The organism is Pseudomonas sp. BIGb0164 (genome assembly GCF_024810135.1).
Taxonomy (GTDB): Bacteria; Pseudomonadota; Gammaproteobacteria; order Pseudomonadales; family Pseudomonadaceae; genus Aquipseudomonas.
On sequence record NZ_JANUEA010000003.1, the window covers coordinates 518,227 to 542,699 of the forward strand.

Genomic DNA, 24,473 nt, shown 5'->3' on the forward strand with positions numbered 1-24,473 from the left:
CGCGCCACGGCCACAGCCCACTTGCCCCTCTCAAACCCCGTCCGTGGAGCCGCTTTGGTGGTCACTGAAATCGCTTCCCGCGACCGTCTGCAACCGTCCCTGCTGGACCGGTTGACCGACGACGATCCGACCAATCCCAAGGAAAGCGCCGATAAACGCGTGCTATCCCTGACCCAATTGAAAGCCTCGGTGCTGCGTGACCTGGCGTGGCTGCTCAACACCACGTCGTTGCTCGATGCCGATGCCACACTGCACACCCCGGCCGGTACGTCGGTGGTCAATTACGGCCTGCCGGCACTGGCGGGCAACAGTGTTTCCAGCGTGGACATCAAGGCCCTCGAAGCCCTGATCTACCAGGCCATCGCCACCTTTGAGCCACGTATTCTGCGCCACACCCTGCGCGTCAAAGCCCGCGTCGGCCATGGCGAGATGAACCACAACGCGCTGAGTTTCGAGATCGAGGGCGACCTGTGGGCACAGCCCGTGCCGTTGCGCCTGCTGCTGCAAACCGACCTGGACCTGGAGTCAGGCCACGTGCGCGTGGTCAATGCCGACCAGCGGAGACGCCCATGAACCCGCGCCTGCTGGAGCTGTACAACCAGGAACTGCACCACGTGCGCGAAAGCGCCGCCGAGTTCGCCAAGGAATACCCGAAGATCGCCAGTCGGCTGACCCTGTCCGGCATGGACTGCGCCGACCCGTACGTCGAACGTTTGCTCGAAGGTTTTGCCTACCTCACCGCCCGCGTGCAGCTCAAGCTCGACGCCGAGTACCCGACCTTCACCCACAACCTGCTGGAAATCGCCTACCCGCACTACCTGGCGCCGACGCCGTCGATGACCGTGGTGCAATTGCAGACCGACCCGGACGAAGGCTCCCTGGCCAGTGGGTTTCCGTTGCCCCGCGACAGTGTATTGCGGGCCGCGTTGGGCCGCGAAACCCAGACCTGCTGCGAGTACCGCACTGCCCAGCCGGTGACGTTGTGGCCGTTGCAAGTGGCCAATGCCGAATACTTCGGCAACCCCGCTGCCGTGCTCGGGCGTCTGGCCGCCAGCGAACCGAAAGCCAAGGCCGGCTTGCGCCTGACCCTGCGCACGGGCGCCGAATTGCCGTTCAACAGCCTCGACCTCGACAGCCTGCCGCTGTACCTCAGCGGCGCCGACGAGCAGCCGTTCCGCCTCTACGAGCAACTCTTGGGCAATGCCTGCGCAGTGTTCGCACGCAAGCCGGGGGGCGACTGGGTCGAGCGACTGCCCCAGGATGCGCTGCGCTCCCGTGGTTTCGACGATGCAGACGCCGCCATGCCCGTGGTCGCGCGAGCGTTCCAGGGCTATCGCCTGCTGCAGGAATACTTCGCCCTGCCCCACCGCTTCCTGTTCGTCGAGTTCGCCGAGCTGAGCCGTGCGGTCAAGCGCTGCGACGGCCAGGAGCTGGAACTGATCGTGCTGTTTGACCGCCATGAGCCGAGCCTGGAAGGCAGCGTCGGCGCGGCGCAGTTCCTGCCGTTCTGCACGCCGGCGATCAACCTGTTTCCCAAGCGGGTGGACCGTATCCACTTGTCTGACCGGGTCAACGAACACCATGTAATCGCCGACCGCACGCGGCCGATGGATTTCGAGATTCACTCGTTGAGCGGCATCACCGGCCACGGCACCGGGCCGGAGCAACCATTCTTGCCGTTCTACGCGGTGCGCGACCCGTCGCGGTACGGCCGCGACCAGGCCTACTACACCGTGCGCCGTGAGCCGCGTGTGCTGTCCAGCGACCAGCGCCGCAACGGCCCGCGCTCGACCTATGTGGGCAGCGAGACCTTTGTCAGCCTGGTCGACAGCCGGCAGGCCCCCTACGGCCACGACCTGCGCCAGCTCGGCGTGACCGCGCTGTGCACCAACCGCGACCTGCCGCTGTTCATGAGCGTGGGCAATGGCAAGACCGACTTCACCCTGGCCGACAGCGCACCGGTATTGGCCGTGCGCTGCGTGGCCGGCCCGAGTCGGCCACGTGCCAGCCATGCCCATGACGCCAAGGCCTGGCGCCTGATCAGCCAACTCTCGCTCAACTATCTGTCGTTGAGCGAGCAAGGCCAGGGCGCCGGTGCCTTGCGCGAACTGCTGCGCCTGTACGGCGACAGCAACGACGCCGCCCTGCAATTGCAGATCGAAGGCCTGCGTGAAGTCAGCAGCAAGGCCGTGACCCGGCGCCTGCCGATGCCCGGCCCGATTGTGTTTGGCCGTGGCTTGGAAATCACCTTGGAATTCGATGAAAACGCGTTTCGCGGCACCGGCGTGTTCCTGCTCGGTGCCGTGCTGGAACGTTTCCTGGCGCGCTACGTGTCGATCAACAGTTTTACCGAGACGGTGATCCGTACCACCGAACGCGGCGAGATCATGCGATGGAAAGCCAAGCCCGGACGGCGTCCGACCCTGTGAACACACTGGATGCGATGCATCAGGAACCCTGGGAATACGATTTCTTCCAGGCGCTGCGCCGTCTCGAGTGTGAATCGCCGGAGCTGCCCCGCCTGGGCCATTCCCTGCGCCTGGCCGATGACCCGTTGCGCCTGGGCCAGCAGGCCGATTGCACCTTTGCCCCGGCCACCCTGGCGTCGGTCGACCCCGGTGGCGACGGCAAGCCGGCGCGCCTGGAGCAGTTCTTCTTCGGCCTTGGCGGCCCCAACGGCCCGCTGCCGCTGCACATCACCGAGTACGTGCGCGAACGTCAGCGCAACAACGCTGACAGCACCAGCAAACAGTTTTTGGATGTGTTCCACCATCGCCTGCTCAGCCTGTTCTATCGGGCCTGGGCCGAGGCGCGACCGACGGTCAGCCATGACCGACCGGACGACGACTACTGGTCGGCACGCCTCGCCGCTCTGAGTGGACGCGGCATGCCGAGCCTGCTCAACCAGGGGCTCATCCCGGATACCGCGAAGCTGCATTACAGCGGCCACCTGTCGGCGCAGACCCGCTACCCAGACGGCCTGAAAGCCATTCTCGGCGAGTATTTCGGCCTGCCGGTGCAGATCGAAGAGTATGTCGGCCAATGGCTCGAATTACCCGAGCGCAGCCGCGTCAGCGTGAGCGCCAACCGGTTGGGCGTGGACTTTTGCCTGGGCAGCTTCGTGTGGGACCGCCAGCACAAATTCCGCATCCGCCTGGGCCCGCTCAAGCTTGATGACTACATGAGCATGCTGCCCGGCCAGCAGCCGTTCAACGAGCTGGTGGCGTGGGTGGCCGAGTACCTGGGCCATGAACTGGACTGGGACCTGAACCTGGTCCTGCAACAACCCGAAGTCCCGGCGCTGCAACTCAACGGCAGGTTCCGCCTGGGCTTCAACACCTGGCTTGGCCAGCCCGAGCGAGACGCCAACGACCTAATCCTGGCCCGGCATTACGCCGATCAGGCCACCACCTCAAGGAATCCAGAGCATGGGTGAAATCAGTCGCGCCGCACTGTTCGGCAAACTCAACAGCGTGGCCTACAAGGCCATCGAAGCCGCCACCGTGTTCTGCAAACTGCGGGGCAACCCGTATGTGGAACTGGCCCACTGGTTTCACCAGTTGCTGCAACTGCAGGACTCGGACCTGCACCGCATCATCCGCCAGTTCAACGTGGAACCGGCGCGCCTGGCCCGTGACCTCACCGAAGCCCTGGACCGCCTGCCGCGCGGCTCAACCTCGATCACCGACTTGTCGTCCCATGTGGAAGAAGCCGTGGAGCGCGGTTGGGTCTACGGCAGCCTGATGTTCGGCGAAAGCCAGGTGCGTACCGGCTACCTGGTGCTCGGCATCCTCAAGACGCCAAGCCTGCGCCATGCATTGCTGGGCCTGTCGTCGGAGTTCGACAAGATCAAGGCCGAGGCCCTGAGCGAACGCTTTGACGAGTACGTCGGCGACTCGCCGGAGAACGCGCTGAGCGCCAGCGACGGTTTCAATGCCGGCGCCGTACCGGGCGAAGCCAGCGGGGCCATGGCGCCGAGCGCGATGGGCAAGCAGGAAGCCCTCAAGCGCTTTACCGTGGACCTGACCGAACAAGCGCGCAGCGGCAAGCTCGACCCGATCGTTGGCCGTGATGAAGAGATCCGCCAATTGGTGGACATCCTCATGCGCCGCCGCCAGAACAACCCGATCCTCACCGGTGAAGCCGGCGTGGGCAAGACGGCCGTGGTCGAAGGTTTCGCCCTGCGTATCGTTGCCGGTGACGTACCACCCGCCCTGAAAGACGTGGAGCTGCGCAGCCTGGACGTGGGCCTGTTGCAGGCCGGCGCCAGCATGAAAGGCGAGTTCGAACAGCGCCTGCGCCAGGTCATCGAAGACGTGCAGGCGTCGCCCAAGCCGATCATCCTGTTCATCGACGAAGCGCACACCCTGGTGGGTGCCGGTGGTGCTGCGGGCACGGGCGATGCGGCCAACCTGCTCAAGCCGGCCCTGGCACGCGGCACCTTGCGCACCGTGGCCGCAACCACCTGGGCCGAGTACAAGAAGCACATCGAGAAAGACCCGGCCCTGACCCGCCGCTTCCAGGTGGTACAAGTGGCCGAGCCGTCGGAAGACAAGGCGCTGCTGATGATGCGCGGCGTGGCGTCGACCATGGAAAAACACCACCAGGTGCAGATCCTCGACGAAGCGCTGGAAGCCTCGGTGAAACTGTCTCACCGTTACATCCCGGCGCGCCAGTTGCCGGACAAATCCGTGAGCCTGTTGGACACCGCCTGCGCCCGCGTCGCCATCAGCCTGCACGCGGTGCCGGCCGAAGTGGACGACAGCCGCCGCCGCATCGAGGCGCTGGAAACCGAGCTGCAAATCATCGCCCGCGAGCATGCCATCGGCATTGCGATTGGCGCGCGCCAGACCACGACCGACGCGCTGTTGAGTGCTGAGCGTGAGCGCCTGGCGACCCTGGAAAGCCGCTGGGCTGAAGAGAAAACACTGGTGGACGAACTGCTCGCCACCCGTGCAACGCTGCGTGAAACCGCAGGCGTGGTGGATAGCGCTGCTGGTAATAACGAGAGCGACGAACTGCGTGCCCAACTGGTCGACCTGCAACACCGCCTCAGCGCCCTGCAAGGCGAAACCCCGCTGATCCTGCCGACCGTGGATTACCAGGCCGTGGCCTCAGTGGTCGCCGACTGGACCGGCATTCCGGTGGGTCGCATGGCGCGCAACGAGCTGGAGACGGTGCTCAACCTCGACCAGCACCTGAAAAAACGCATCATCGGCCAGGACCATGCCCTGCAGATGATCGCCAAGCGCATCCAGACCTCCCGCGCCGGCCTCGACAACCCGAGCAAGCCGATTGGCGTGTTCATGCTGGCCGGCACCTCCGGCGTGGGCAAGACCGAAACCGCCCTGGCCCTGGCCGAAGCCATGTACGGCGGCGAGCAGAACGTCATCACCATCAACATGAGCGAGTTCCAGGAAGCCCACACCGTGTCGACCCTCAAGGGCGCGCCACCGGGTTACATCGGCTATGGCGAAGGCGGCGTGCTGACCGAAGCCGTACGACGCAAACCCTACAGCGTGGTACTGCTGGACGAGGTGGAAAAAGCCCACCCGGACGTGCATGAGATCTTCTTCCAGGTGTTCGACAAGGGCGTGATGGAAGACGGCGAAGGCCGGGTGATCGACTTCAAGAACACCCTGATCCTGCTCACCACCAACGCCGGTACCGAGCTGATCTCCCACGTGTGCAAAGACCCGGCGAACGTGCCGGAGCCAGAAGAGATCGCCAAGGCCCTGCGCCAGCCGCTGCTGGAAATCTTCCCGCCGGCGCTGCTCGGCCGCCTGGTGACTATTCCGTACTACCCGCTCAGCGACGAGATGCTCAAGGCGATCACCCGCCTGCAGCTCAACCGCATCAAGAAGCGCGTGGAGAGTACGCACAAGGTGGCCTTCGACTACGACGACGCGGTGGTCGACCTGATCGTCTCGCGGTGCACCGAGACCGAAAGCGGCGGGCGCATGATCGACACCCTCCTCACCAACAGTTTGCTGCCGGACATGAGCCGTGAGTTCCTCACGCGCATGCTGGAGGGCAAGGCGTTGGCGGGTGTGCGGATCAGCAACCGGGATAACGAATTGCACTACGACTTCAGCGAAGTCGAGTAACTAAAGGTGGATGCGGTCAGTGTGGGAGCTGGCTTGCCTGCGAAAGCGGTCTGACATTCAACTTTGATGTTGACTGATACACCGCTTTCGCAGGCAAGCCAGCTCCCACATTTGATCCGGTTCCGTCAGTGAAAACGGTATTTACGGGTTAACCGATGCTATTCAACCAAGCCTCACGCCTGGCCAAAGTCACCAGCCCCCTCGGGCCGGATGTGCTGCTGCTCAATGAAATGGGCGGCGGTGAAGAGCTGGGCAGGCTGTTCAACTATGAGCTGCAACTGACGTCCCTGGACGCCAACATCGACCTCAATCAATTGCTCGGCAAACCCATGAGTGTGGGCCTGCAATTGGCGGATGGCGGTGAGCGGCACTTCCACGGCATCGTCGCGCGGTGCAGCCAGAATATCGACCAGGGCCAGTTCGCCAGCTACCAGGTGACCCTGCGCCCGTGGTTGTGGTTGCTCAGCCGCACCTCCGATTGCCGGATTTTCCAGAACCTGAGCATCCCGCAGATCATCAAGCAGGTGTTCCGCGACCTGGGGTTTTCCGATTTCGAAGACGCCTTGAGCCGGCCGTACCGCGAGTGGGAATACTGCGTGCAGTACCGCGAGACCAGTTTCGATTTCGTCAGCCGCCTGATGGAACAGGAAGGGATCTACTACTTCTTCCGCCATGAGCAGGACCGCCATGTGCTGGTGCTGGCCGATGCCTACGGTGCCCACACCACGGTGCCCGGCTACGCGTCGATCCCGTATTACCCCAAGGACGAGCAGCAGCGCGAACGTGACCACATGCATAACTGGCACCTGGCGCACGAGGTGCAGCCGGGCTCGCTGGAGCTCAACGACTACGACTTCCAACGCCCCAGCGCCAGCATCGATGTGCGTTCCGTCATGCCGCGCCCGCACACCGCCGGCGACTACCCGCTGTACGACTACCCCGGCACCTACGTGCAGAGCGAAGACGGCGAACACTACGCGCGCACCCGCATCGAAGCCCTGCAAACCTTGCACGAACAAATCGAGTTCAGCGGCAATGCGCGAGGCCTGGGCTCAGGCCATTTGTTCAGCCTCACCGGCTTCAGCCGCCAGGACCAGAACCGCGAATACCTGATCGTCGGCTGCCGCTACTACATCGTCCAGGAAAGCCTGGAAAGCGGCGGCGGCTCGGGTTCGGCACAGTTTGAAAGCAGCCTCACCTGTATCGACGCCCAACAGAGCTTCCGCCCGCTGGCCAACACCCACCGGCCTGTCGTCAAAGGCCCGCAAACCGCCCTGGTGGTGGGCCCCAAGGGCGAGGAAATCTGGACCGACCAGTACGGCCGCGTGAAGGTGCATTTCTATTGGGACCGCCATGACCAATCCAACGAAAACAGCTCGTGCTGGATTCGTGTATCGCAGTCCTGGGCCGGCAAGAACTGGGGCTCGATGCAGATCCCACGGATCGGCCAGGAAGTGATTGTGAGCTTTCTTGAAGGTGACCCCGACCGGCCGATCATCACCGGCCGCGTCTACAACGCCGAGCAGACCGTGCCCTACGACCTGCCGGAAAACGCGACCCAGAGCGGCATGAAAAGCCGTTCGAGCAAGGGCGGCACGCCGGCCAACTTCAATGAAATCCGCATGGAGGACAAGAAGGGCCTGGAGCAGCTGTATATCCACGCCGAGCGTAACCAGGACATTGTGGTGGAGGTGGATGAAAGCCACTCGGTGGGGCATGACCGCAACAAGAGCATCGGCCACAACGAGACGGTGACCATCGGCAACAACCGCCTGCGCATCGTCAAGCAGGAAGACATCCTCTCGGTGGGCCAGCGCAAGACCGATAGCATCAGCCAGAGCTATGTCATCGAAGTGGGTGAAAACCTGCGGCTGGTCTGCGGCGAAAGCATTCTGGAGTTGAACGCCAGCGGGCAGATCAACCTGACCGGCGTGCAAATCAGCTTCTATGCCAGCGGCGATGCCGAATTCAACACGGGCGGCGTGCTGCACTTGAACAACGGCGGTGGCCCCGGCGCCACGCCCGATGGCCAGGGCCAGAAAGGCGCCATCGACGCCAATATCAAAGCCGCGTTCCCCGCGCCTAAAAGCTCCTGACGAGACCTGCTTTCATGACGTATCGAATCAACGAATTCCAGTTTCAACTGCCGGCCAGCGAGCTGCAGGACGCGACGATCAATATCCTCAAGTTCCCGGAACTGGGGACTTCACTGATCGTCAGCCGCAGCCTGCTCGCCGAGGGTGAAACCCTGCACAGCAACTTCAATGACCAACTCCAGCGCCTGGAAAAACAGGTGCAGGATTTACGCTATCAACCCGGTGTCGACGTGCGTTTGGGCGCGGCCCAAGAGGTGGAAGGCATCGAGCTGCGCAGCCAATTCAACAAGGGCAATGACAAGGTGTTCCAGTATCAGTTGGCGCTGGTACTACCGGGTACGCGCAAGATGCTCGCCTTGAGTTACGTGAAGGCCGACAAGCTTGGGGATGCCGAGGCGGCGCACTGGGCGTTGATCAAAAACTCGCTATCGTTCGACGCTGTTTCCTGATGAGCTGCCTGCATGTCTGACGCGTTATGGGCGGCCCGTATGGGCGATGCGCTGACCCACACCTCCATGATGGCCGATATCCTCGGCGGCGTGCTGGAGGTGGCGGCCAACGTGGCGATTACTGCGCTGGCGACTGCAGCTGTAGCGGCTGCCGTGGGGGTGACAATTGCTACCGCCGGTATCGGCGGCTGCATCCTCGGTGCGGTGGTGGGCATCGTCGTCGGCATGGCCATGAGCAAGACGGGGGCCGACAAGGGCCTCAGTAAGATGTGCGAGAGCTTCGCCAATGCGCTGTTCCCGCCCGTGGTGGAAGCTACGATTGCGGTGGGTTCGACCGACACCTTCGTCAACAGCATTCCGGCTGCGCGGGCTGCGGGCTCCATTCCCTCGCACGTGGCGCCCGCTGGTACGGAGCTTGAGCAAGCGCCGCCGGAGCTCGACCCCGAGCCAAAACCCGAGCCTGGCTTCCTGGACATGGCCGAGGGTTTCTTCTCCCAGCTATGGCGGCCCACCGTCGCCACGCCTGCACCGGGTGTGGTGCCGGCCCTCACCGACATGGTCCTGTGCGCCCGCCATCCGCCGATGCCGCCACAGCTTCTGGCCGAAGGGTCTGACAAAGTCACCATCAACGGCCAGCCCGCCGTGCGCAGCGGTGATCGCAGCATGTGCGAGGCGACGGTGGTGTCATCGGGGCTGATCTCGCCAAACGTCACCATTGGTGGTGGGACGGTGGTGGTGCAGGAAATTCGCAGCGGGAAGACCCCCGGCGTTGGCTTGGCGATTGAAGCATTAATGATGCTTAAAGGAGCCAAGGGCAAGACGCTGAGTAATTTGCCGTGCATGTTGTTGGGCGGTGTCAGCTCCTTTGCCGTGAGCCAGGCCATCGGCGCCATGACAAACGCCGCCATGTCTTCACTTAACCCCGTGCATACCGCGACAGGCGCCAAAATACTGGGCGGCACGAATGAATTGGATTTCGTGCTGCCAGGTGCGTTGCCCATGGCCTGGCAGCGCGTCTATAACAGCCACGATATACGCACAGCAGGTCTCTTCGGCGCGGGCTGGAGCGTTGCCTATGAGGTGAGTGTCGAAGTCCTGATGCATCCTGAAGGCGGCGAAGAGCTGATCTATACAGATGAGCAAGGGCGGCGTATCAACCTGGGTTCGCTTGTGCCAGGCAGCGCAATGTTCAGCCCTGCAGAAGTACTGAGCTTCAGGCGCCATTACAACGGTCAGTTATTGATCGAGAGCGATGATGGGTTGTATCGCCTCTTCGATCTCACACCAGGTTCGACCACGCACCTTCGGTTGAGTCAGTTGGGGGATCGCAATGACAATCGGATTTTCGTCGGTTACCACGAGAACGGCCGCATTGCGCGCCTGCGGGACACATCGAACCAGGTCCAGGTTGAGCTGGTTTACGACCAGGATCGCCTGGAGCGAATCGAACGCCTGTACGCCGACCAGTCGCGTGAGGTTCTCGTCAGCTACCGCTACAACGCGATAGGTGAATTGGCGCAAGTAAGCAACGCCTCCGGCGAGGTTCAGCGACGCTTTGCCTACGACGCCGGTCGCAGGATGATTGAACACCAGCTCCCTACCGGTCTGCGCTGCTTTTATGAGTGGGGCCACATCGACAACACTGAATGGCGAGTGGTACGACACTGGACCGACGAGGGCGACGCCTACCAATTCGAGTATGACTTGCAAAAGGGCATCACACGCGTCACAGACAGCCTGCAACGTGTCAGTACTCGTCAGTGGAATGCCCAGCATCAGATAATCGCATTCACCGACAATCTGGATAAAACCTGGCTATTCGAGTGGAACGACGAGCGTCAGTTACTGAGCGCTACGGACCCTCAAGGAGGGCGCTACGAATACAGCTACGATGAGTCCGGCAACCTGACGGCTGAGACGGATCCACTCGGGCGTAGCGTATCCACACTTTGGCTGGAGCATTGGTCGCTGCCACGCACACAAACCGACGCCGCCGGTAACACGTGGCAGTATCGCTATGATCAACGCGGTAATTGTGTCGCCGAGACCGACCCGCTGGGCCATATGACCCGTTATCGCTATAACGCACAAGGCTTGGTGGTGGAGGTCATAGATGCAACCGGCAAAAGCAAACAGTTGAAATGGAACACGCTCGGGCAACTGACCGACCACTTGGATTGCTCGGGATTCCCGACTCGCTTTGGCTACGACCTTCACGGGTACTTGCAGGAGATTACCAATGCAATGGGCGAACGCACGCAGTTCCAGCATGACCGCCAGGGTCGGCTGATCAGCAAGCAATTTCCGGACGGTCGAACCGAATATTTCCAGCGCGACAGTGCCGGCCTACTGCTGGGTCATACAGACCCTGCGGGGCACACGACTCTTTACCAGCACAATCGCAGGGGCCAGGTCTGCCAACGTACGGATGCACAGGGTCGCCAGGTTAGCCTGGGCTATGACACGTTCGGCCGGTTACAGTCGTTGAGCAACGAAAATGGTGAGCACTATCGGTTCACCTGGGATGCCTGTGATCGGATGATCCAGCAACAAGGCCTCGACGGGGGCACAAAATCCTACGCCTACGATGGGCTGGACAACCTGATCCGCGTGACGTCCACTCCAGCGCCTTATGGCACCGGGCTCGCAATTGTCCCCCGAGCACCTGAAGCACCGATCATTCATCAATTGGAACGCGACGCCGTTGGACGACTGATCGCAAAAGTCACGGATGATGGCCGCACCGAATACCACTACGATCCACTGAACCAACTCAGCGCCGTCACGTTCAAGGAGGCGTCGGGCGCTGAACAGAGGCTTGGCTTTGCCTACAACGCGCTCGGCCAATTGCTTGAGGAACACAGTGCCTCTGGCAGCCTTCACCATCGCTATGATGAACTCGGCAACCTGATACAAACCCAAGTACCTGATGGCCGCTGGCTCAACCGCCTCTACTACGGGAGCGGTCATTTGCACCAAATCAATCTTGACGGCGAGGTGATCAGTGACTTCGAGCGTGACCGACTCCATCGTGAAGTCTTGCGCACTCAGGGTCAGCTTAGTACGCGCAGCGACTACGACCCCGTCGGCCGCTTACGTGCTCGCATACGCCGTCATGACAGCCAGCCCGCCTTGCTGCCACCCGATATGCAAAGACAGTTCGAGTACGACCCGGCTGACAATTTGATCGGAAAGCTGGATCAGCGGTCCTCTGCGCGCCATCAACAACTGTTTCATTACGACGCAACAGACCGCCTTATCGCGAGCCAAGACTCTTTGTACGGCACTCGTGAGACCTTTGCATATGACGCAGCAGCCAACTTGCTTGACAGCGTCCACCCCAGCCAGGGGAAGGTGCTCCACAACAGGTTGGTCAGCTTTCAAGACAAGCGTTATCGCTATGACGGCTTCGGCCGAGTAATCGAAAAGCGCAGCGGGCGATACGGTGTACAAAGGTTTAGCTATGACGCCGAAAGCCGCCTGGTAGAAGTACGCAATGAAAAGGGCCATGTGGTTCGGATGGCCTACGACGCGCTGGATCGGCGTATCAAAAAGACCGAACAGGATCGCAATGGTTATACCTTGAGCCAAGTCAGCTTCATTTGGGACGGTCTGCGACTGCTCTCAGAGACGCAAAATGAACGCAGCAGCCTCTATCTCTATCTCAATCAAGGACACGAGCCCTTGGCGCGAGTCGATGGATTGGGCGTGCACAAGAAGACCCGTTATTACCACAACGACCTCAATGGTTTGCCCGAGCAATTGACCGAGAGCGATGGAAACATCGTCTGGAAAGCGATCTATCAGGTGTGGGGCAATACCGTTAGTGAAGAACGGGAACCCTATTATCTGGAAGATCAGAATATTCGCTTCCAAGGCCAGTATCTGGACCGGGAAACCGGACTGCACTACAACACGTTCCGCTTTTATGACCCCGATATCGGCAGATTCACTACAGAAGACCCGGTTGGATTACTGGGTGGCATTAACCTCTATCAGTACGCCCCCAACCCTCTGGGCTGGAGTGACCCACTGGGCTGGTGCTCGACGAAGCTAGGCAAGAACATGGGGGCTCGCAAAGGTGACGGTATGGCCAACCATCACCTGATACCCGAGGAGCTGATCAAACACAAAGAGTTCGGCAAAATGTTCTCCAGGCTGAAAAAGATAGGTTGGGACCCGGATGGCGCCTCCAACGGTGCTTTCCTGCCAGGATCAAAGGACCTTGCCGCCAAAACGCAGCTTCCTGGACATTGGTCGAACCATAACAAGTACACCGATGCTGTCAGGGACAGGCTCAGGGGCTTGAACAAACAACAAGCCGGGTTATCTGACATGGACCTCGCACTGGAAGTCTCGAACATCCAAAAATGGGCGAGCGGCGGGCTGCAGAATGGCCTCTTCAAAACTGATGCAGTTACAGGACGACTTTTATGACCGGCGCCAGCGCTGATTTCTTCATCGTGAACTACCACACCAACGGGGCGGATGCGCCCAGCTTCTTTGAGTCGGACTGGACTCCTGGCGTCCCGGAGTTTCATTACCCTTCAGAAACACCGGATGAGAGTCAGTTTGCCAGTGCTTATAAAGTCAAGGCCAAGATCAAGGAGTTGAAAGCGGACCTCATGATTGAGGAATTGCTGGCGACAGATGCCGTCTTGAACATCTGCGCAACGCTCGAAATTCCTCATATCACGCGTCAGGTCGAGATAGAGTTAAAAGGAAAAAAAACACCTGAAAAACGCTACAACCTTTTCATTCCGACCGCCCGACTCAGCCTGCTTGATCTTGAGCATTCGGTATTCACCATCGACCGCGACAAATACACCGGCAAACTCAAGACACCAGAAGAAAGTGATGTACCCGCTATCGTTTTTGAGTCCATCGAATCATTCAAGATAAAACCCGGTATTCATCAACACCTGTTTCTATGCACGGATATTAACGAAACGGTCTGTTCGGCTGAATTCAAGGCGATGTTCGAATCCAAGGCGCTTTTTGGGCTAGCGTTCACACCGTTGGATGCCACTTATAAATTCGATCCTTGGGGGGAGTTGTAACCGGGAGGTGTCTACGGGTCTGACATTCTCCAGCCTACAAAAAATGGGCACCCGACCCTGTCGGCGTGCCCATTCTTTTACCGCCCCGCCTCCCTTCGAGACGGTGTCGCTGTTACGGGTTGACGCTGTCTTTGAGCGACTTGCCCGGCTTGAACGCAACGGTGTTGCTGGCCTTGATCTTCACAGGCTCACCGGTTTGCGGGTTTTTACCGGTGCGGGCGCCGCGGTGGCGTTGCAGGAAGGTGCCGAAGCCAACCAGGGTGACGCTGTCCTTGCGGTGCAGGGCGCCAGTGATTTCTTCGAGAACGGCGTTGAGGACGCGGTTGGCCTGTTCTTTGGTGAGATCCGCTTTTTCAGCGATGGCGGCTGCGAGTTCTGGTTTACGCATAAGTGAAGCCTCTTTGACGGTTTTTTGTTGTTATGTCCGTGCTGCTCTCTGCTGGAGCAGCGCCCAAGGCGCCGCAGGCTCTACTCTGCGGCAGACGGGAGTGAGGATGGCATGCCCTCGCACGCTCCGCCAGTCTCGCGGCGACCTTTCTAGGGGTAAGAACGTGCTGATTCCGACAGAACGACAGGTATTTACGCCAGCAACGGCGGAAGTTCTTTGTTCAGGGCCAGTTTTTCCATGACGGCGGTGCCGGTCAGGGCGTAACCCAGCAGGCGCCCGCCTGCGTCGCGGCACAGGGCCTTGATGTCGGCGCCCTGGCCTTCAACGCTCCACACACCTTCGGTGCCCCGTGGCGGTGGCGATACCACCAGCGGGCAGACCGGCGTCTTCACGGTGACCGGCATCGGCCCATAGCTGACGGCCGTGGCGTTGCCCGCCAGGGTCTGGGCCAGGGCACGGGCGCAGCTCATCAACGGCATCACGTACAGCAGGTTCAGGCCATCAACCTCGGCGCAGTCGCCCAGGGCGTAGATATTGGCATGGGAGGTCTTGAGATGGCGGTCTACCATGATCCCACGGTTGGTTTGCAAGCCGGCAGCGGCCGCCAGGTCGACACGCGGGCGCAGCCCGATGGCCGAGACCACCAGGTCGCAGTGCACCACTTCACCGTCGGACAGGTGCGCTTCCAGGCCGTCCGCCGTGCGCTGCAAGCGGTTGAGCACGGGGCCCAGGTGGAAGCGTGCACCGAGCCCTTCGAGCCCGGCCTGCACGGCAGCGGCGGCCGCCGGGTGCAGCAGGGTCGGCATGACTTGCTCGCAGGGCGCCACCAGGTCGATCTCATAGCCACCGAGGATCAGGTCGTTGGCAAACTCGCAGCCGATCAGGCCGGCGCCGAGCAGCAACACCCGGCGTTTGCCGGCAGCAGCCGCGCGAAAGCGCGCATAGTCTTCGAGGTCGTTGATCGGGAAAATCAGTTCAGCGGCGTCGCCCTCGACCGGCACGCGCACAGTCTCGGCGCCCCAGGCCAGGACCAGGTCGCGGTAGGCCACTGCTTCCTCGCCGATCCACAGGCGCTTGTGGCCGGGGTCGATGCCGCTGACGCGGGTGTGGGTGCGCACTTCGGCCTTGAGTTGCTCGGCCATCGCGCCGGGTTCAGCCATGCTCAGGCCATCGGCTTCCTTGTTCTTGCCAAAGCCGGTGGAGAGCATGGGCTTGGAGTAGGAGCGCCCGTCGTCTGCGGTGATCAGCAGCAATGGGGTCTCGCTGTCGAGCTTGCGAAACTCCCGGGCCACGTTATAACCGGCCAATCCTGTGCCGATGATCACGACAGGTGCGTTCATTCCTTTCTCCTTGTAGTACGGTTCTTAAAAATTCAGATCAGCCGATTTCGATCATCTCGAAATCCATCTTGCCCACGCCGCAGTCCGGGCACAGCCAGTCTTCCGGGACGTCTTCCCAACGGGTGCCAGGCAGAATTCCGTCATCTGGCCAGCCGTCTTTCTCGTCATAGATCAGGCCGCAGACTACACATTGCCACTTCTTCATTTACTTGCTTCCTCAGGGTCCAGGCTTCTTGGCCGACGGTCGATAGACCCGCGTTGCCGTGCGGCTCAGGGCGTTTTGTACTGATCGGGGCCGGCAGATGCAAGCACGATCGACGCATGGGGCCGGTTCAGCCCGGCAAAAGATCAAGACGCCATGGTAAGCTCGCCGCCTCTTTTGCTGCCAATACTGACTCACCGTGCCGCACTCAATCGCCCGTCCCGATGCTTGCCAATGGCTGACCCAGAGCCTTCTGAGCCCCTTGCCCACGCCCCTGACCCTCAATTGGCTGTTCAACGAAGACTCGCTGACGCGACGGCTGACGTGGCTGTCCAACGATGGTTTCAGCGTGACGCCGCTGTTCGAAGGCTGGCAGCCACTGCGCGAAGACGAGTGCGCGGCCCTGGGCCTGCCTGCGGCCACCATCGGCTGGGTGCGCGAGGTGTACCTGCGTGGGCACGGCCAGCCGTGGGTGTTCGCCCGTAGCGTGGCCTCACGCAGTGCCTTGCAAGGCGACGGCCTGCACATGGATGAACTGGGCAGCCGCTCGCTGGGCGAGCTGCTGTTTTGCGACCAGGCGTTCACCCGCCAAGCCATTGAGGTGTGCCATTACCCAAGCGACTGGCTGCCTGCGGCGGACAAGGCCGAGGGGTTGTGGGGGCGCCGTTCGCGCTTCGACCGTGGGGCGTTGAGCGTGCTGGTGGCGGAAATCTTCTTGCCGAGCTTCTGGCACGCGCTGCACGACCACCCGGAGAACTGCTGATGTACCAACGTCTGCTCAAGTCCTTGAACCACCTGAATCCCAGGGCCTGGGACTTCATTCAGCTGACCCGCATGGACAAGCCGATCGGCATCTACCTGCTGCTGTGGCCGACATTGTGGGCGCTGTGGATTGCCGGCAAGGGCTCGCCTTCCCTGATCAATATCGTGATTTTCGTGCTGGGCGTGGTGCTGACCCGCGCCGGTGGTTGCGTGATCAATGACTGGGCCGACCGCAAGGTCGATGGCCATGTGAAGCGCACCGAGCAGCGCCCGCTGGTCAGCGGCAAGATCAGCTCAAAAGAGGCGCTGGTGTTTTTTGCGGTGCTGATGGGCATCAGTTTCCTGCTGGTATTGCTGACCAACGCCACCACCATCCTGCTGTCCTTGGGCGGCCTGGCCCTGGCGGCGAGCTACCCGTTCATGAAGCGCTACACCTATTACCCGCAAGTGGTGCTGGGTGCGGCGTTTTCCTGGGGCATGCCGATGGCGTTCACCGCAGAGACTGGCCACCTGCCGGCCACGGCCTGGCTTCTCTATATTGCCAACCTGCTGTGGACGGTGGGCTACGACACCTATTACGCGATGACCGACCGTGACGACGACCTGAAGATCGGTGTGAAATCCACCGCCATTCTGTTCGGCGATGCCGACCGCGTGATCATCCTCACCCTGCAGGGCCTTTCTCTGGTGTGCCTGTTGCTGGCGGGTGCACGGTTCGAACTGGGGGGCTGGTTCCATTTGGGACTGTTGGCCGCGGCGGGCTGTTTTGCCTGGGAGTTCTGGTACACACGGGACAAGGACCGAATGAAATGCTTCAAGGCATTCCTGCATAACCATTGGGCAGGGTTGGCGATCTTTGTCGGTATCGTCGCCGACTACGCCCTGCGCTGAAATTTTGCGGCGGCTGGGCTGACGCCTTCGCGGGCAAGCCCGCTCCCACATTCGACTGTGTTCACAAATCCAAATGTGGGAGCGGGCTTGCTCGCGAAGGTCTCAGCGGCGCCTCGGGCTCAAGGTTTGATGACGTGCCACGCCCCACCCTTGCCGTCGCCAGTCTTGTCCCCAGCCTTATGGTCATCCTTGTAGGTGTAGACCGGCTTGCCTTTGTAGGCCCATTGGCTGCTCTGGTCATCGCGGGTGATGACGGTCCAATCGCCCATGGACTTGTCGGTAGACTCAGCCTTCAGCGGCGGCCAGTTGGTTGCGCACTGATCCTTGCATACAGACTTGCCGCCTGCGTCTTTGTCGAAGGTGTAGAGCGTCATACCCTTGTGGTCGACCAGCATCCCGTCTTTCGTCATCGCGGGTTCCGCCGCGAAGGCCAGCGTCGGCAGCGTCAACGCCGCCGTGACCAGCAGGGCTTTCCAGGAAACACTGTTGATAGCCATCGGAACCTTCCTTTTGTGGTTGTAAGGATTCGGACCCAAAGCGTAGTCCAGAGAGGCGCGAATTGCCCAAGCGACTAAATTACTGTCACACGACTGCAATAATTCCGTTATCTAATGCGGCGCAAGACAGTTAAATGACAAGAGGATTTAGGCATGGTTGGCAGGAGCATTCTGATCGTTGACGACGAAGCGCCCATTCGCGAAATGATCGCCGTTGCGTTGGAAATGGCCGGCTATGACTGCCTGGAGGCGGAGAACTCCCAGCAGGCCCATGCCATTATCGTCGACCGCAAGCCGGACCTGATCCTGCTGGACTGGATGCTGCCCGGCACCTCCGGCATCGAGCTGGCCCGTCGCCTCAAGCGTGACGAGCTGACCGGGGATATCCCGATCATCATGCTCACCGCCAAGGGCGAAGAGGACAACAAGATCCAGGGCCTGGAAGTGGGCGCCGACGACTACATCACCAAGCCGTTTTCCCCACGGGAGCTGGTCGCGCGTCTGAAGGCCGTATTGCGCCGTGCCGGCCCGACCGACGGTGAAGCGCCGATCGAAGTCGACGGCCTGATCCTGGACCCGATCAGCCACCGCGTGACCATCGACGGCAAGCCGGCCGAGATGGGCCCGACCGAATACCGCCTGCTGCAATTTTTCATGACCCACCAGGAGCGCGCCTACACCCGTGGCCAACTGCTGGATCAGGTCTGGGGCGGCAACGTATACGTGGAAGAGCGCACCGTGGACGTGCATATCCGTCGCCTGCGCAAAGCCTTGGGCGATGCCTACGAGAATCTGGTACAAACCGTGCGCGGCACTGGCTATCGCTTTTCCACCAAAGGCTGAGCCAGCCCCTTTCCTTCCTTAACAGCTGACAAGGACGCATGTTTAAGTGAACCAGAACTGGCATGGCACCCTGATCCGCCACATGCTTCTGTTGATCACCGGCTGCCTGTTGGTGGGCCTGGTCAGCGGTTATTACGGCTGGAGCCTGGCCGTTGGTATCGGCCTGTATCTGGGCTGGACCCTCAAGCAACTGTTGCGCCTGCATGAATGGCTGCGCCAGCACAAACCCGATGAAGCACCACCCGACGGCTATGGCCTGTGGGGCGAGGTGTTCGACAGCATTTACCACCTGCAACGCCGCGACCAACGGGTACGCGGGCGCCTGCAAGCGGTGATCGACCGCGTGCAAGAGTCCACTGCCGCGCTCAAAGACGCGGTGATCATGCTCGACAGCGACGGCAACCTGGAATGGTGGAACCGCGCCGCCGAGACCTTGCTGGGCCTCAAGACACCCCAGGACAGCGGCCAACCGGTGACCAACCTGGTGCGCCACCCGCGCTTCAAGGAGTACTTCGAACAGGAGAACTACGAAGAAGCCCTGGAAATCCCTTCGCCCACCAACGACCGCGTGCGCATCCAGCTGTACCTGACGCGTTACGGCAACAACGAACACTTGATGCTGGTGCGCGACGTCACCCGCATCCACCAGCTTGAACAGATGCGTAAAGACTTCGTCGCCAACGTCTCCCACGAACTGCGCACGCCGTTGACGGTGATCTGCGGTTACCTGGAAACGTTGCTGGACAACGTCGACGAGATCAACCCGCGCTGGAGCCGCGCCCTGCAGCAGATGCAGCAGCAAGGTTCACGCATGCAGACCCTGCTCAACGACCTGCTGTTGCTGGCCAAGCTGGAAGCCACCGACTACCCGTCGGACAACCACCCGGTGGCCGTGCAGAGCCTGCTGCAGACCATCAAGAACGACGCCCAGGCCCTTTCCGGCCAGCGCGGGCAGCAGATCACCCTGGAAGCCGACCCGGCCGTGTTGCTCAAGGGCAGCGAAGGCGAGTTGCGCAGCGCGTTTTCCAACCTGGTGTTCAACGCCGTGAAGTACACCCAGGACAAGGGCAATATCCGCATCCGCTGGTGGGCCGACGAGCACGGCGCGCACCTGAGCGTGCAAGACTCGGGCATCGGCATCGACGCCAAGCACCTGCCGCGCCTGACCGAACGTTTCTACCGTGTCGATTCCAGTCGCAACTCCAACACCGGCGGCACCGGGCTGGGGCTGGCCATCGTCAAGCACGTGTTGCTGCGCCATCGTGCGCGCCTGGAGATCAGCAGCGTGCTGGGCCATGGCAGTACCTTTACCTGCCACTTTCCCCCGGTGCAGATGACCCGTTCGCGGCTGGTCGAAAATGATGAATAACCTGAAGTAACAGTTGCCCGGTGTGGGAGCTGGCTTGCCTGCGATGACATTGGCACAGCCAATAGAGAGGTCGCCTGACACTCCGCTATCGCTGGCAAGCCAGCTCCTACAGGGGTTCGGCTATACGACTTTCCACGTCCCACCCGGCAGCGGGCACTAGGCAAGCGCCCCGTCAGCCGCTACATTGGCCGACTTGCGCCTGCCTTTGCGGCCCACCTGCCACCCCTTATTGAACACACGGAACCTGCAAAACCCCATCATGGACCCTTCCCCTGGTATCACCCTCGCCACACTCTTCGCCGACTTCGGCATGATTCTTTTTGCACTGATCCTGGTACTGCTCAACGGTTTCTTCGTTGCGGCGGAATTTGCCATGGTCAAACTACGCGCCACCCGGGTCGAGGCCATTGCCCACAAAAACGGCTGGCGCGGACAGATCCTGCGCACCGTGCACAGCCAGCTCGACGCTTACCTGTCGGCCTGCCAGTTGGGTATCACCCTCGCCTCCCTGGGCCTGGGCTGGGTCGGTGAGCCGGCGTTTGCGCACATCCTCGAGCCGCTGCTGAGCGCGGTGGGCGTGCAATCGCCGGAAGTGATCAAGGGCGTGTCGTTCTTTGCGGCGTTCTTCGTGATTTCCTACCTGCACATCGTGGTCGGCGAGTTGGCGCCCAAATCCTGGGCCATCCGCAAACCCGAGTTGCTGTCGCTGTGGACGGCGGTGCCGCTGTACCTGTTCTACTGGGCCATGTACCCGGCGATCTACCTGCTCAACGCCAGCGCCAACGCGATCCTGCGCATTGCCGGCCAGGGTGAGCCCGGCCCGCACCACGAACACCATTACAGCCGCGAAGAACTCAAGCTGATCCTGCACTCCAGCCGTGGCCAGGATCCGAGCGACCAAGGTATGCGCGTGCTGGCCTCGGCCGTGGAAATGGGCGAACTGGAAGTGGTGGACTGGGCCAACTCCCGGGAAGACCTGGTGACCCTGGACTTCAACGCCCCGCTCAAGGAAATCCTCGCGCTGTTCCGTCGCCACAAATTCAGCCGCTATCCGGTGTACGACGCCGACCGCAACGAATTCGTGGGCCTGTTGCACATCAAGGACCTGCTGCTGGAACTGGCAGCCCTGGACCACATCCCCGAGTCGTTCAACCTGGCCGAACTGACCCGCCCACTGGAGCGCGTATCGCGGCATATGCCGCTGTCGCAGTTGCTGGAGCAGTTCCGCAAAGGCGGCGCGCACTTCGCCCTGGTGGAAGAGGCTGACGGCAAGATCATCGGCTACCTCACCATGGAAGACGTGCTGGAAGTGCTGGTGGGCGATATCCAGGACGAACACCGCAAGGCCGAACGCGGCATCCTGGCGTACCAGCCGGGCAAGTTGCTGGTACGCGGTGACACCCCGCTGTTCAAGGTGGAGCGCCTGCTGGGCGTGGACCTGGACCACATCGAAGCCGAAACCCTGGCCGGCCTGATCTACGACACGCTCAAGCGCGTGCCGGAAGAGGAAGAAGTGCTGGAAGTGGAAGGCCTGCGCATCATCATCAAGAAGATGAAAGGCCCGAAGATCGTGTTGGCCAAGGTCCTGTTGCTCGACTAACCCCCCCTCGTAGGAGCCCGGCTTGCCGGCGATGGGGCCCGTGAGAACATCACAGTTCTCGAGGTCGCTATCGCCGGCAAGCCGGGCGCCTACAGGCCTGCTGCAAAATTGGGCAGCGTGCCCACCGGCTGGTTGAACTCATACGGAATCGATACCAGCCCCGCCTCCGTGGCACGCTGCACCACAAAGTGCAGGTGCGGCCCGCTGCTGTTGCCCGTATTGCCCGACAGCGCCAGCGGGCTCCCCACACTCACACGCTGCCCCGCCCTGACACTCACCGAGCCTTGCTTGAGGTGCAGGTACACCGCCTCGCTGCCATCGTCATGGCGCACCCGTACAAAATTCCCTGACGCATCATTGCCGCGCCCGACTTGCTCGTTCTCGGTCTTCACCACCATGCCACTGCGCGCCGCAATGATTGGCGTGCCTTCAGGCATGGCGATATCCATGGCGTAGCGGCTTTTGGCGTCGGTATGGCTGAAGTTGCCGTTGGGCCCTTGGGTGAGGCGAAACGGGCCGCCGCGCCAGGGCAGCGGGTAACGGTAGGCTTGTTGGGGATAAGTCGGCTTCGGCCTTTCGAGCAACAAACGCGCAGGTTTGCGCTCCTGGATCACAAACGCCTGGGCCCCGGGGGTTTGCCGGTCGCTGTAGACCACGTTGCCCTGGGCATCGATGGATTTGTAGACGGTCATGGCCAGGGCCGAAGGAACGACCGTGGCCAGGCCGCAGCACAGCAATACGCGCATGAGCATGGCGTGTCCCTGCCAGAATGACTGAACGGCAGGCTAGCAAGCGAACATGACGATTGTAGTGAGCGGGCTTGCCCCGCGCTGGGTGGCGAAGCCGCCCGGCACCTGGACGAAGGACCGCAGTGCCTGAATGGGGGCCGCTGCGCGGTCCGGCGTGGGGCCCGGCGCGGGGCAAGCCCGCTCACTACAAAAGCCCTGCAATCGGGCGATAGGTTTTTATCAGGCGCCTGGTACGAAGTGTTTTTGCGCCGTGCCGCGGGCGATCAGGCGGGAGATGTAGTCGAGCTTCTGCGCATCCTGGTCGATGAACCGGAAGGTCAGTTGCAGCCAGTCGCTGTCGGGCTTGGGTTCGTAGGCGACGATAGCGTGCAGGTAGCCGTTGAGGCGCGCCACTTCGGCGTTGTCACCTTGCTCAAGGTCGAGCACCGCGCTTTCCAGTACCTGAGGCAGCACTTCACCGCGGCGTACCACCAGCAGCGCTTCCTTGATGCTCAGCGCCTTGATCACACATTGCTGGTTGCCGCTGGACAAACGCAGTTGGCCCTGGCCACGACCACCCGCCGGCGCGGCAGCAGGCGCCTGGACCGGTGGGCTGTTGAGCAGGCCTTTGCTCGGTGCGGGTGCCGCTGCAGCCACCGGTGCCGGGCGCACGGCTTCGGGCTTGCCGCCCGTCAGGGCGCTCAGGGAGTCGTTGCCAAAGGCCGAGTTCATCTTGGTCGGGGCGCTGGCGATCAGGGCGTCGAGGCGGCCGATCTTGTGCAGGGCTTGCTTGACCTTGTTCAACAACTGCTCGTTGGTGAACGGCTTGCTGACGTAGCCGGAGACGCCGGCCTGGATCGCCTGGACCACGTTTTCCTTGTCACCACGGCTGGTCACCATCACGAAAGGCATGGCCTTCAGATGGGCTTGCTCACGGCACCAGGTCAGCAGCTCCAGGCCCGACATTTCCGGCATTTCCCAGTCGCACAGCACCAGGTCGAAGGTCTCGCGCATCAGGATGGCCTGGGCCTTTTTGCCGTTTACCGCATCTTCAATCTTGATCCCGGGGAAGTAGTTGCGCAGGCACTTCTTCACCAGGTCGCGGATAAACGAGGCGTCATCCACCACCAATACACTGACTTTACTCATCGACCCTTCACCCTATAAACGGCACGCAAGACGCCTGACTGATGGCATTTTGCCAAAACTCGGTAGTCACAGTCGGACTTTATTGCCCCGGCTGCGCAAAAAATTCATGTGCCACAAACAAAAACGCCCGGCCTGAGGCCGGGCGTTAATTTCTCGGGCAACCTTACTTATCGTCAGGTTCGCCCGGAACATTAGGGATTTGGTCGGCTGTGCCTTCAACTTCGGCTTTCATGCGCTTGAGGCCCATGTGCCGCACATCGGTGCCGCGCACCAGGTAAATCACCAGCTCGGAAATGTTGCGTGCGTGGTCACCGATACGCTCCAGGGAACGCAGCACCCAGATAATGTTCAAGACCCGCGAGATAGAGCGTGGGTCTTCCATCATGTAGGTGGCCAGCTCACGCAACGCGGTCTTGTATTCGCGGTCGATGATCTTGTCGTACTGCGCCACCGACAACGCCAGCTCGGCGTCGAAGCGGGCAAACGCGTCCAACGCGTCGCGCACCATGTTGCGCACCTGGTCGCCGATATGGCGCACTTCCACATAACCGCGCGGGGCTTCGCCTTCTTCGCACAGCTGGATGGCACGACGGGCGATCTTGGTGGCTTCGTCGCCGATGCGCTCCAGGTCGATCACCGACTTGGAGATGCTGATGATCAAGCGCAGGTCGGAGGCCGCTGGCTGGCGACGGGCCAGAATGCGCAGGCATTCTTCGTCGATGTTGCGCTCCATCTGGTTGATTTGGTCATCGATCTCGCGCACTTGCTGGGCCAGGCCCGAGTCGGCCTCGATCAGCGCGGTGACGGCGTCGTTGACTTGCTTCTCCACCAGCCCGCCCATCGCCAGGAGGTGGCTGCGCACTTCCTCAAGCTCGGCGTTGAACTGCGCGGAGATGTGATGGGTAAGGCCTTCTTTGCTAATCATGTGGGTGTCCTTGGAGCGTCCGGTAAGGTGCGGAGAACCGCAGCATTCAGTGCAATCAGAACCCGCG

Annotated in this window: 20 protein-coding genes; 13 read left to right on the forward strand and 7 right to left on the reverse strand. The window is 61.5% G+C overall.

What is annotated here, in order from left to right; translation table 11 throughout:
- Positions 1-57: 57 nt before the first annotated feature.
- The 8 genes from tssE (at position 58) to M2394_RS10290 (ending at position 13,712) form a co-directional block, all read left to right on the forward strand.
- Positions 58-573, forward strand: coding sequence for a type VI secretion system baseplate subunit TssE (tssE, locus tag M2394_RS10255; protein WP_005792513.1), 516 nt, complete (start codon positions 58-60; stop codon positions 571-573).
- Positions 570-2,429 carry a type VI secretion system baseplate subunit TssF gene (gene tssF, locus M2394_RS10260; protein WP_259172395.1) on the forward strand — a complete coding sequence of 620 codons (1,860 nt, stop codon included), beginning with the start codon at positions 570-572 and terminating at the stop codon, positions 2,427-2,429. The genes tssE and tssF overlap by 4 nt, the downstream gene beginning before the upstream one ends.
- On the forward strand, positions 2,393-3,436 hold the full coding sequence (gene tssG, locus M2394_RS10265) for a type VI secretion system baseplate subunit TssG (protein ID WP_178920396.1): 1,044 nt from the start codon (positions 2,393-2,395) through the stop codon (positions 3,434-3,436). Before tssF ends, tssG begins: the two co-directional genes overlap by 37 nt.
- Positions 3,429-6,107 carry a type VI secretion system ATPase TssH gene (gene tssH / locus M2394_RS10270; protein WP_259172396.1) on the forward strand — a complete coding sequence of 893 codons (2,679 nt, stop codon included), beginning with the start codon at positions 3,429-3,431 and terminating at the stop codon, positions 6,105-6,107. Before tssG ends, tssH begins: the two co-directional genes overlap by 8 nt.
- A gap of 155 nt (positions 6,108-6,262) precedes the next feature.
- The gene (locus M2394_RS10275; RefSeq protein ID WP_259172397.1) at positions 6,263-8,203 is read left to right on the forward strand and encodes a type VI secretion system Vgr family protein; all 1,941 of its coding nucleotides are present in this window, start codon (positions 6,263-6,265) and stop codon (positions 8,201-8,203) included.
- A 14-nt stretch (positions 8,204-8,217) separates the two neighbouring features.
- Complete coding sequence (locus M2394_RS10280; protein ID WP_021492582.1) at positions 8,218-8,652, forward strand: DcrB-related protein; 435 nt, start codon at positions 8,218-8,220, stop codon at positions 8,650-8,652.
- Positions 8,653-8,664: 12 nt separating this feature from the next.
- Positions 8,665-13,089, forward strand: coding sequence for an RHS repeat-associated core domain-containing protein (locus M2394_RS10285; protein ID WP_259172398.1), 4,425 nt, complete (start codon positions 8,665-8,667; stop codon positions 13,087-13,089).
- Positions 13,086-13,712, forward strand: coding sequence for a hypothetical protein (locus M2394_RS10290; protein ID WP_259172399.1), 627 nt, complete (start codon positions 13,086-13,088; stop codon positions 13,710-13,712). The genes M2394_RS10285 and M2394_RS10290 overlap by 4 nt, the downstream gene beginning before the upstream one ends.
- A 112-nt stretch (positions 13,713-13,824) precedes the next feature.
- On the opposite strand, the gene M2394_RS10295 is transcribed toward M2394_RS10290, so the two are convergent.
- The 3 genes from M2394_RS10295 to M2394_RS10305 form a co-directional block, all read right to left on the reverse strand.
- A complete protein-coding gene (locus M2394_RS10295) occupies positions 13,825-14,100 on the reverse strand; it encodes an HU family DNA-binding protein (protein WP_003213368.1) in 276 nt (91 codons plus the stop codon).
- Between the two features lie 191 nt (positions 14,101-14,291).
- On the reverse strand, positions 14,292-15,440 hold the full coding sequence (locus M2394_RS10300) for an NAD(P)/FAD-dependent oxidoreductase (RefSeq protein ID WP_178920403.1): 1,149 nt from the start codon (positions 15,438-15,440) through the stop codon (positions 14,292-14,294).
- 37 nt (positions 15,441-15,477) lie between these two features.
- Complete coding sequence (locus M2394_RS10305) at positions 15,478-15,645, reverse strand: rubredoxin (RefSeq protein ID WP_015886569.1); 168 nt, start codon at positions 15,643-15,645, stop codon at positions 15,478-15,480.
- Positions 15,646-15,841: 196 nt separating this feature from the next.
- Here M2394_RS10305 and M2394_RS10310 point away from each other — a divergent pair, with 196 nt between their 5' ends.
- Together M2394_RS10310 and ubiA are read left to right on the forward strand one after the other, a co-directional pair.
- Positions 15,842-16,405, forward strand: coding sequence for a chorismate lyase (locus M2394_RS10310; protein ID WP_178920405.1), 564 nt, complete (start codon positions 15,842-15,844; stop codon positions 16,403-16,405).
- Positions 16,405-17,295, forward strand: coding sequence for a 4-hydroxybenzoate octaprenyltransferase (gene ubiA / locus M2394_RS10315; RefSeq protein WP_259172400.1), 891 nt, complete (start codon positions 16,405-16,407; stop codon positions 17,293-17,295). The genes M2394_RS10310 and ubiA overlap by 1 nt, the downstream gene beginning before the upstream one ends.
- 119 nt (positions 17,296-17,414) lie before the next feature.
- Here ubiA and M2394_RS10320 read toward each other — a convergent pair whose 3' ends face one another.
- Positions 17,415-17,792 carry a hypothetical protein gene (locus M2394_RS10320; RefSeq protein ID WP_178920409.1) on the reverse strand — a complete coding sequence of 126 codons (378 nt, stop codon included), beginning with the start codon at positions 17,790-17,792 and terminating at the stop codon, positions 17,415-17,417.
- Between the two features lie 153 nt (positions 17,793-17,945).
- Here M2394_RS10320 and phoB point away from each other — a divergent pair, with 153 nt between their 5' ends.
- The 3 genes from phoB to M2394_RS10335 all read left to right on the forward strand — a co-directional run bounded on the left by phoB (position 17,946) and on the right by M2394_RS10335 (position 21,604).
- A complete protein-coding gene (gene phoB, locus M2394_RS10325; protein ID WP_003195617.1) occupies positions 17,946-18,635 on the forward strand; it encodes a phosphate regulon transcriptional regulator PhoB in 690 nt (229 codons plus the stop codon).
- Positions 18,636-18,717: 82 nt separating this feature from the next.
- Complete coding sequence (gene phoR / locus M2394_RS10330; protein WP_218172521.1) at positions 18,718-20,004, forward strand: phosphate regulon sensor histidine kinase PhoR; 1,287 nt, start codon at positions 18,718-18,720, stop codon at positions 20,002-20,004.
- 259 nt (positions 20,005-20,263) lie between these two features.
- Positions 20,264-21,604, forward strand: a complete 1,341-nt coding sequence (locus M2394_RS10335; RefSeq protein ID WP_178920411.1) for a hemolysin family protein — start codon at positions 20,264-20,266, stop codon at positions 21,602-21,604.
- An 89-nt stretch (positions 21,605-21,693) separates the two neighbouring features.
- Here M2394_RS10335 and M2394_RS10340 read toward each other — a convergent pair whose 3' ends face one another.
- From M2394_RS10340 to phoU, 3 genes are all read right to left on the reverse strand, one after another.
- Positions 21,694-22,356 carry a M23 family metallopeptidase gene (locus M2394_RS10340; protein ID WP_259172401.1) on the reverse strand — a complete coding sequence of 221 codons (663 nt, stop codon included), beginning with the start codon at positions 22,354-22,356 and terminating at the stop codon, positions 21,694-21,696.
- A 216-nt stretch (positions 22,357-22,572) separates the two neighbouring features.
- Positions 22,573-23,481 (reverse strand): response regulator, encoded by a 909-nt coding sequence (locus M2394_RS10345; RefSeq protein WP_178920415.1) that lies wholly within the window; start codon positions 23,479-23,481, stop codon positions 22,573-22,575.
- 163 nt (positions 23,482-23,644) lie between these two features.
- Positions 23,645-24,406 (reverse strand): phosphate signaling complex protein PhoU, encoded by a 762-nt coding sequence (gene phoU, locus M2394_RS10350; RefSeq protein WP_176994499.1) that lies wholly within the window; start codon positions 24,404-24,406, stop codon positions 23,645-23,647.
- Positions 24,407-24,473 lie beyond the last annotated feature (67 nt).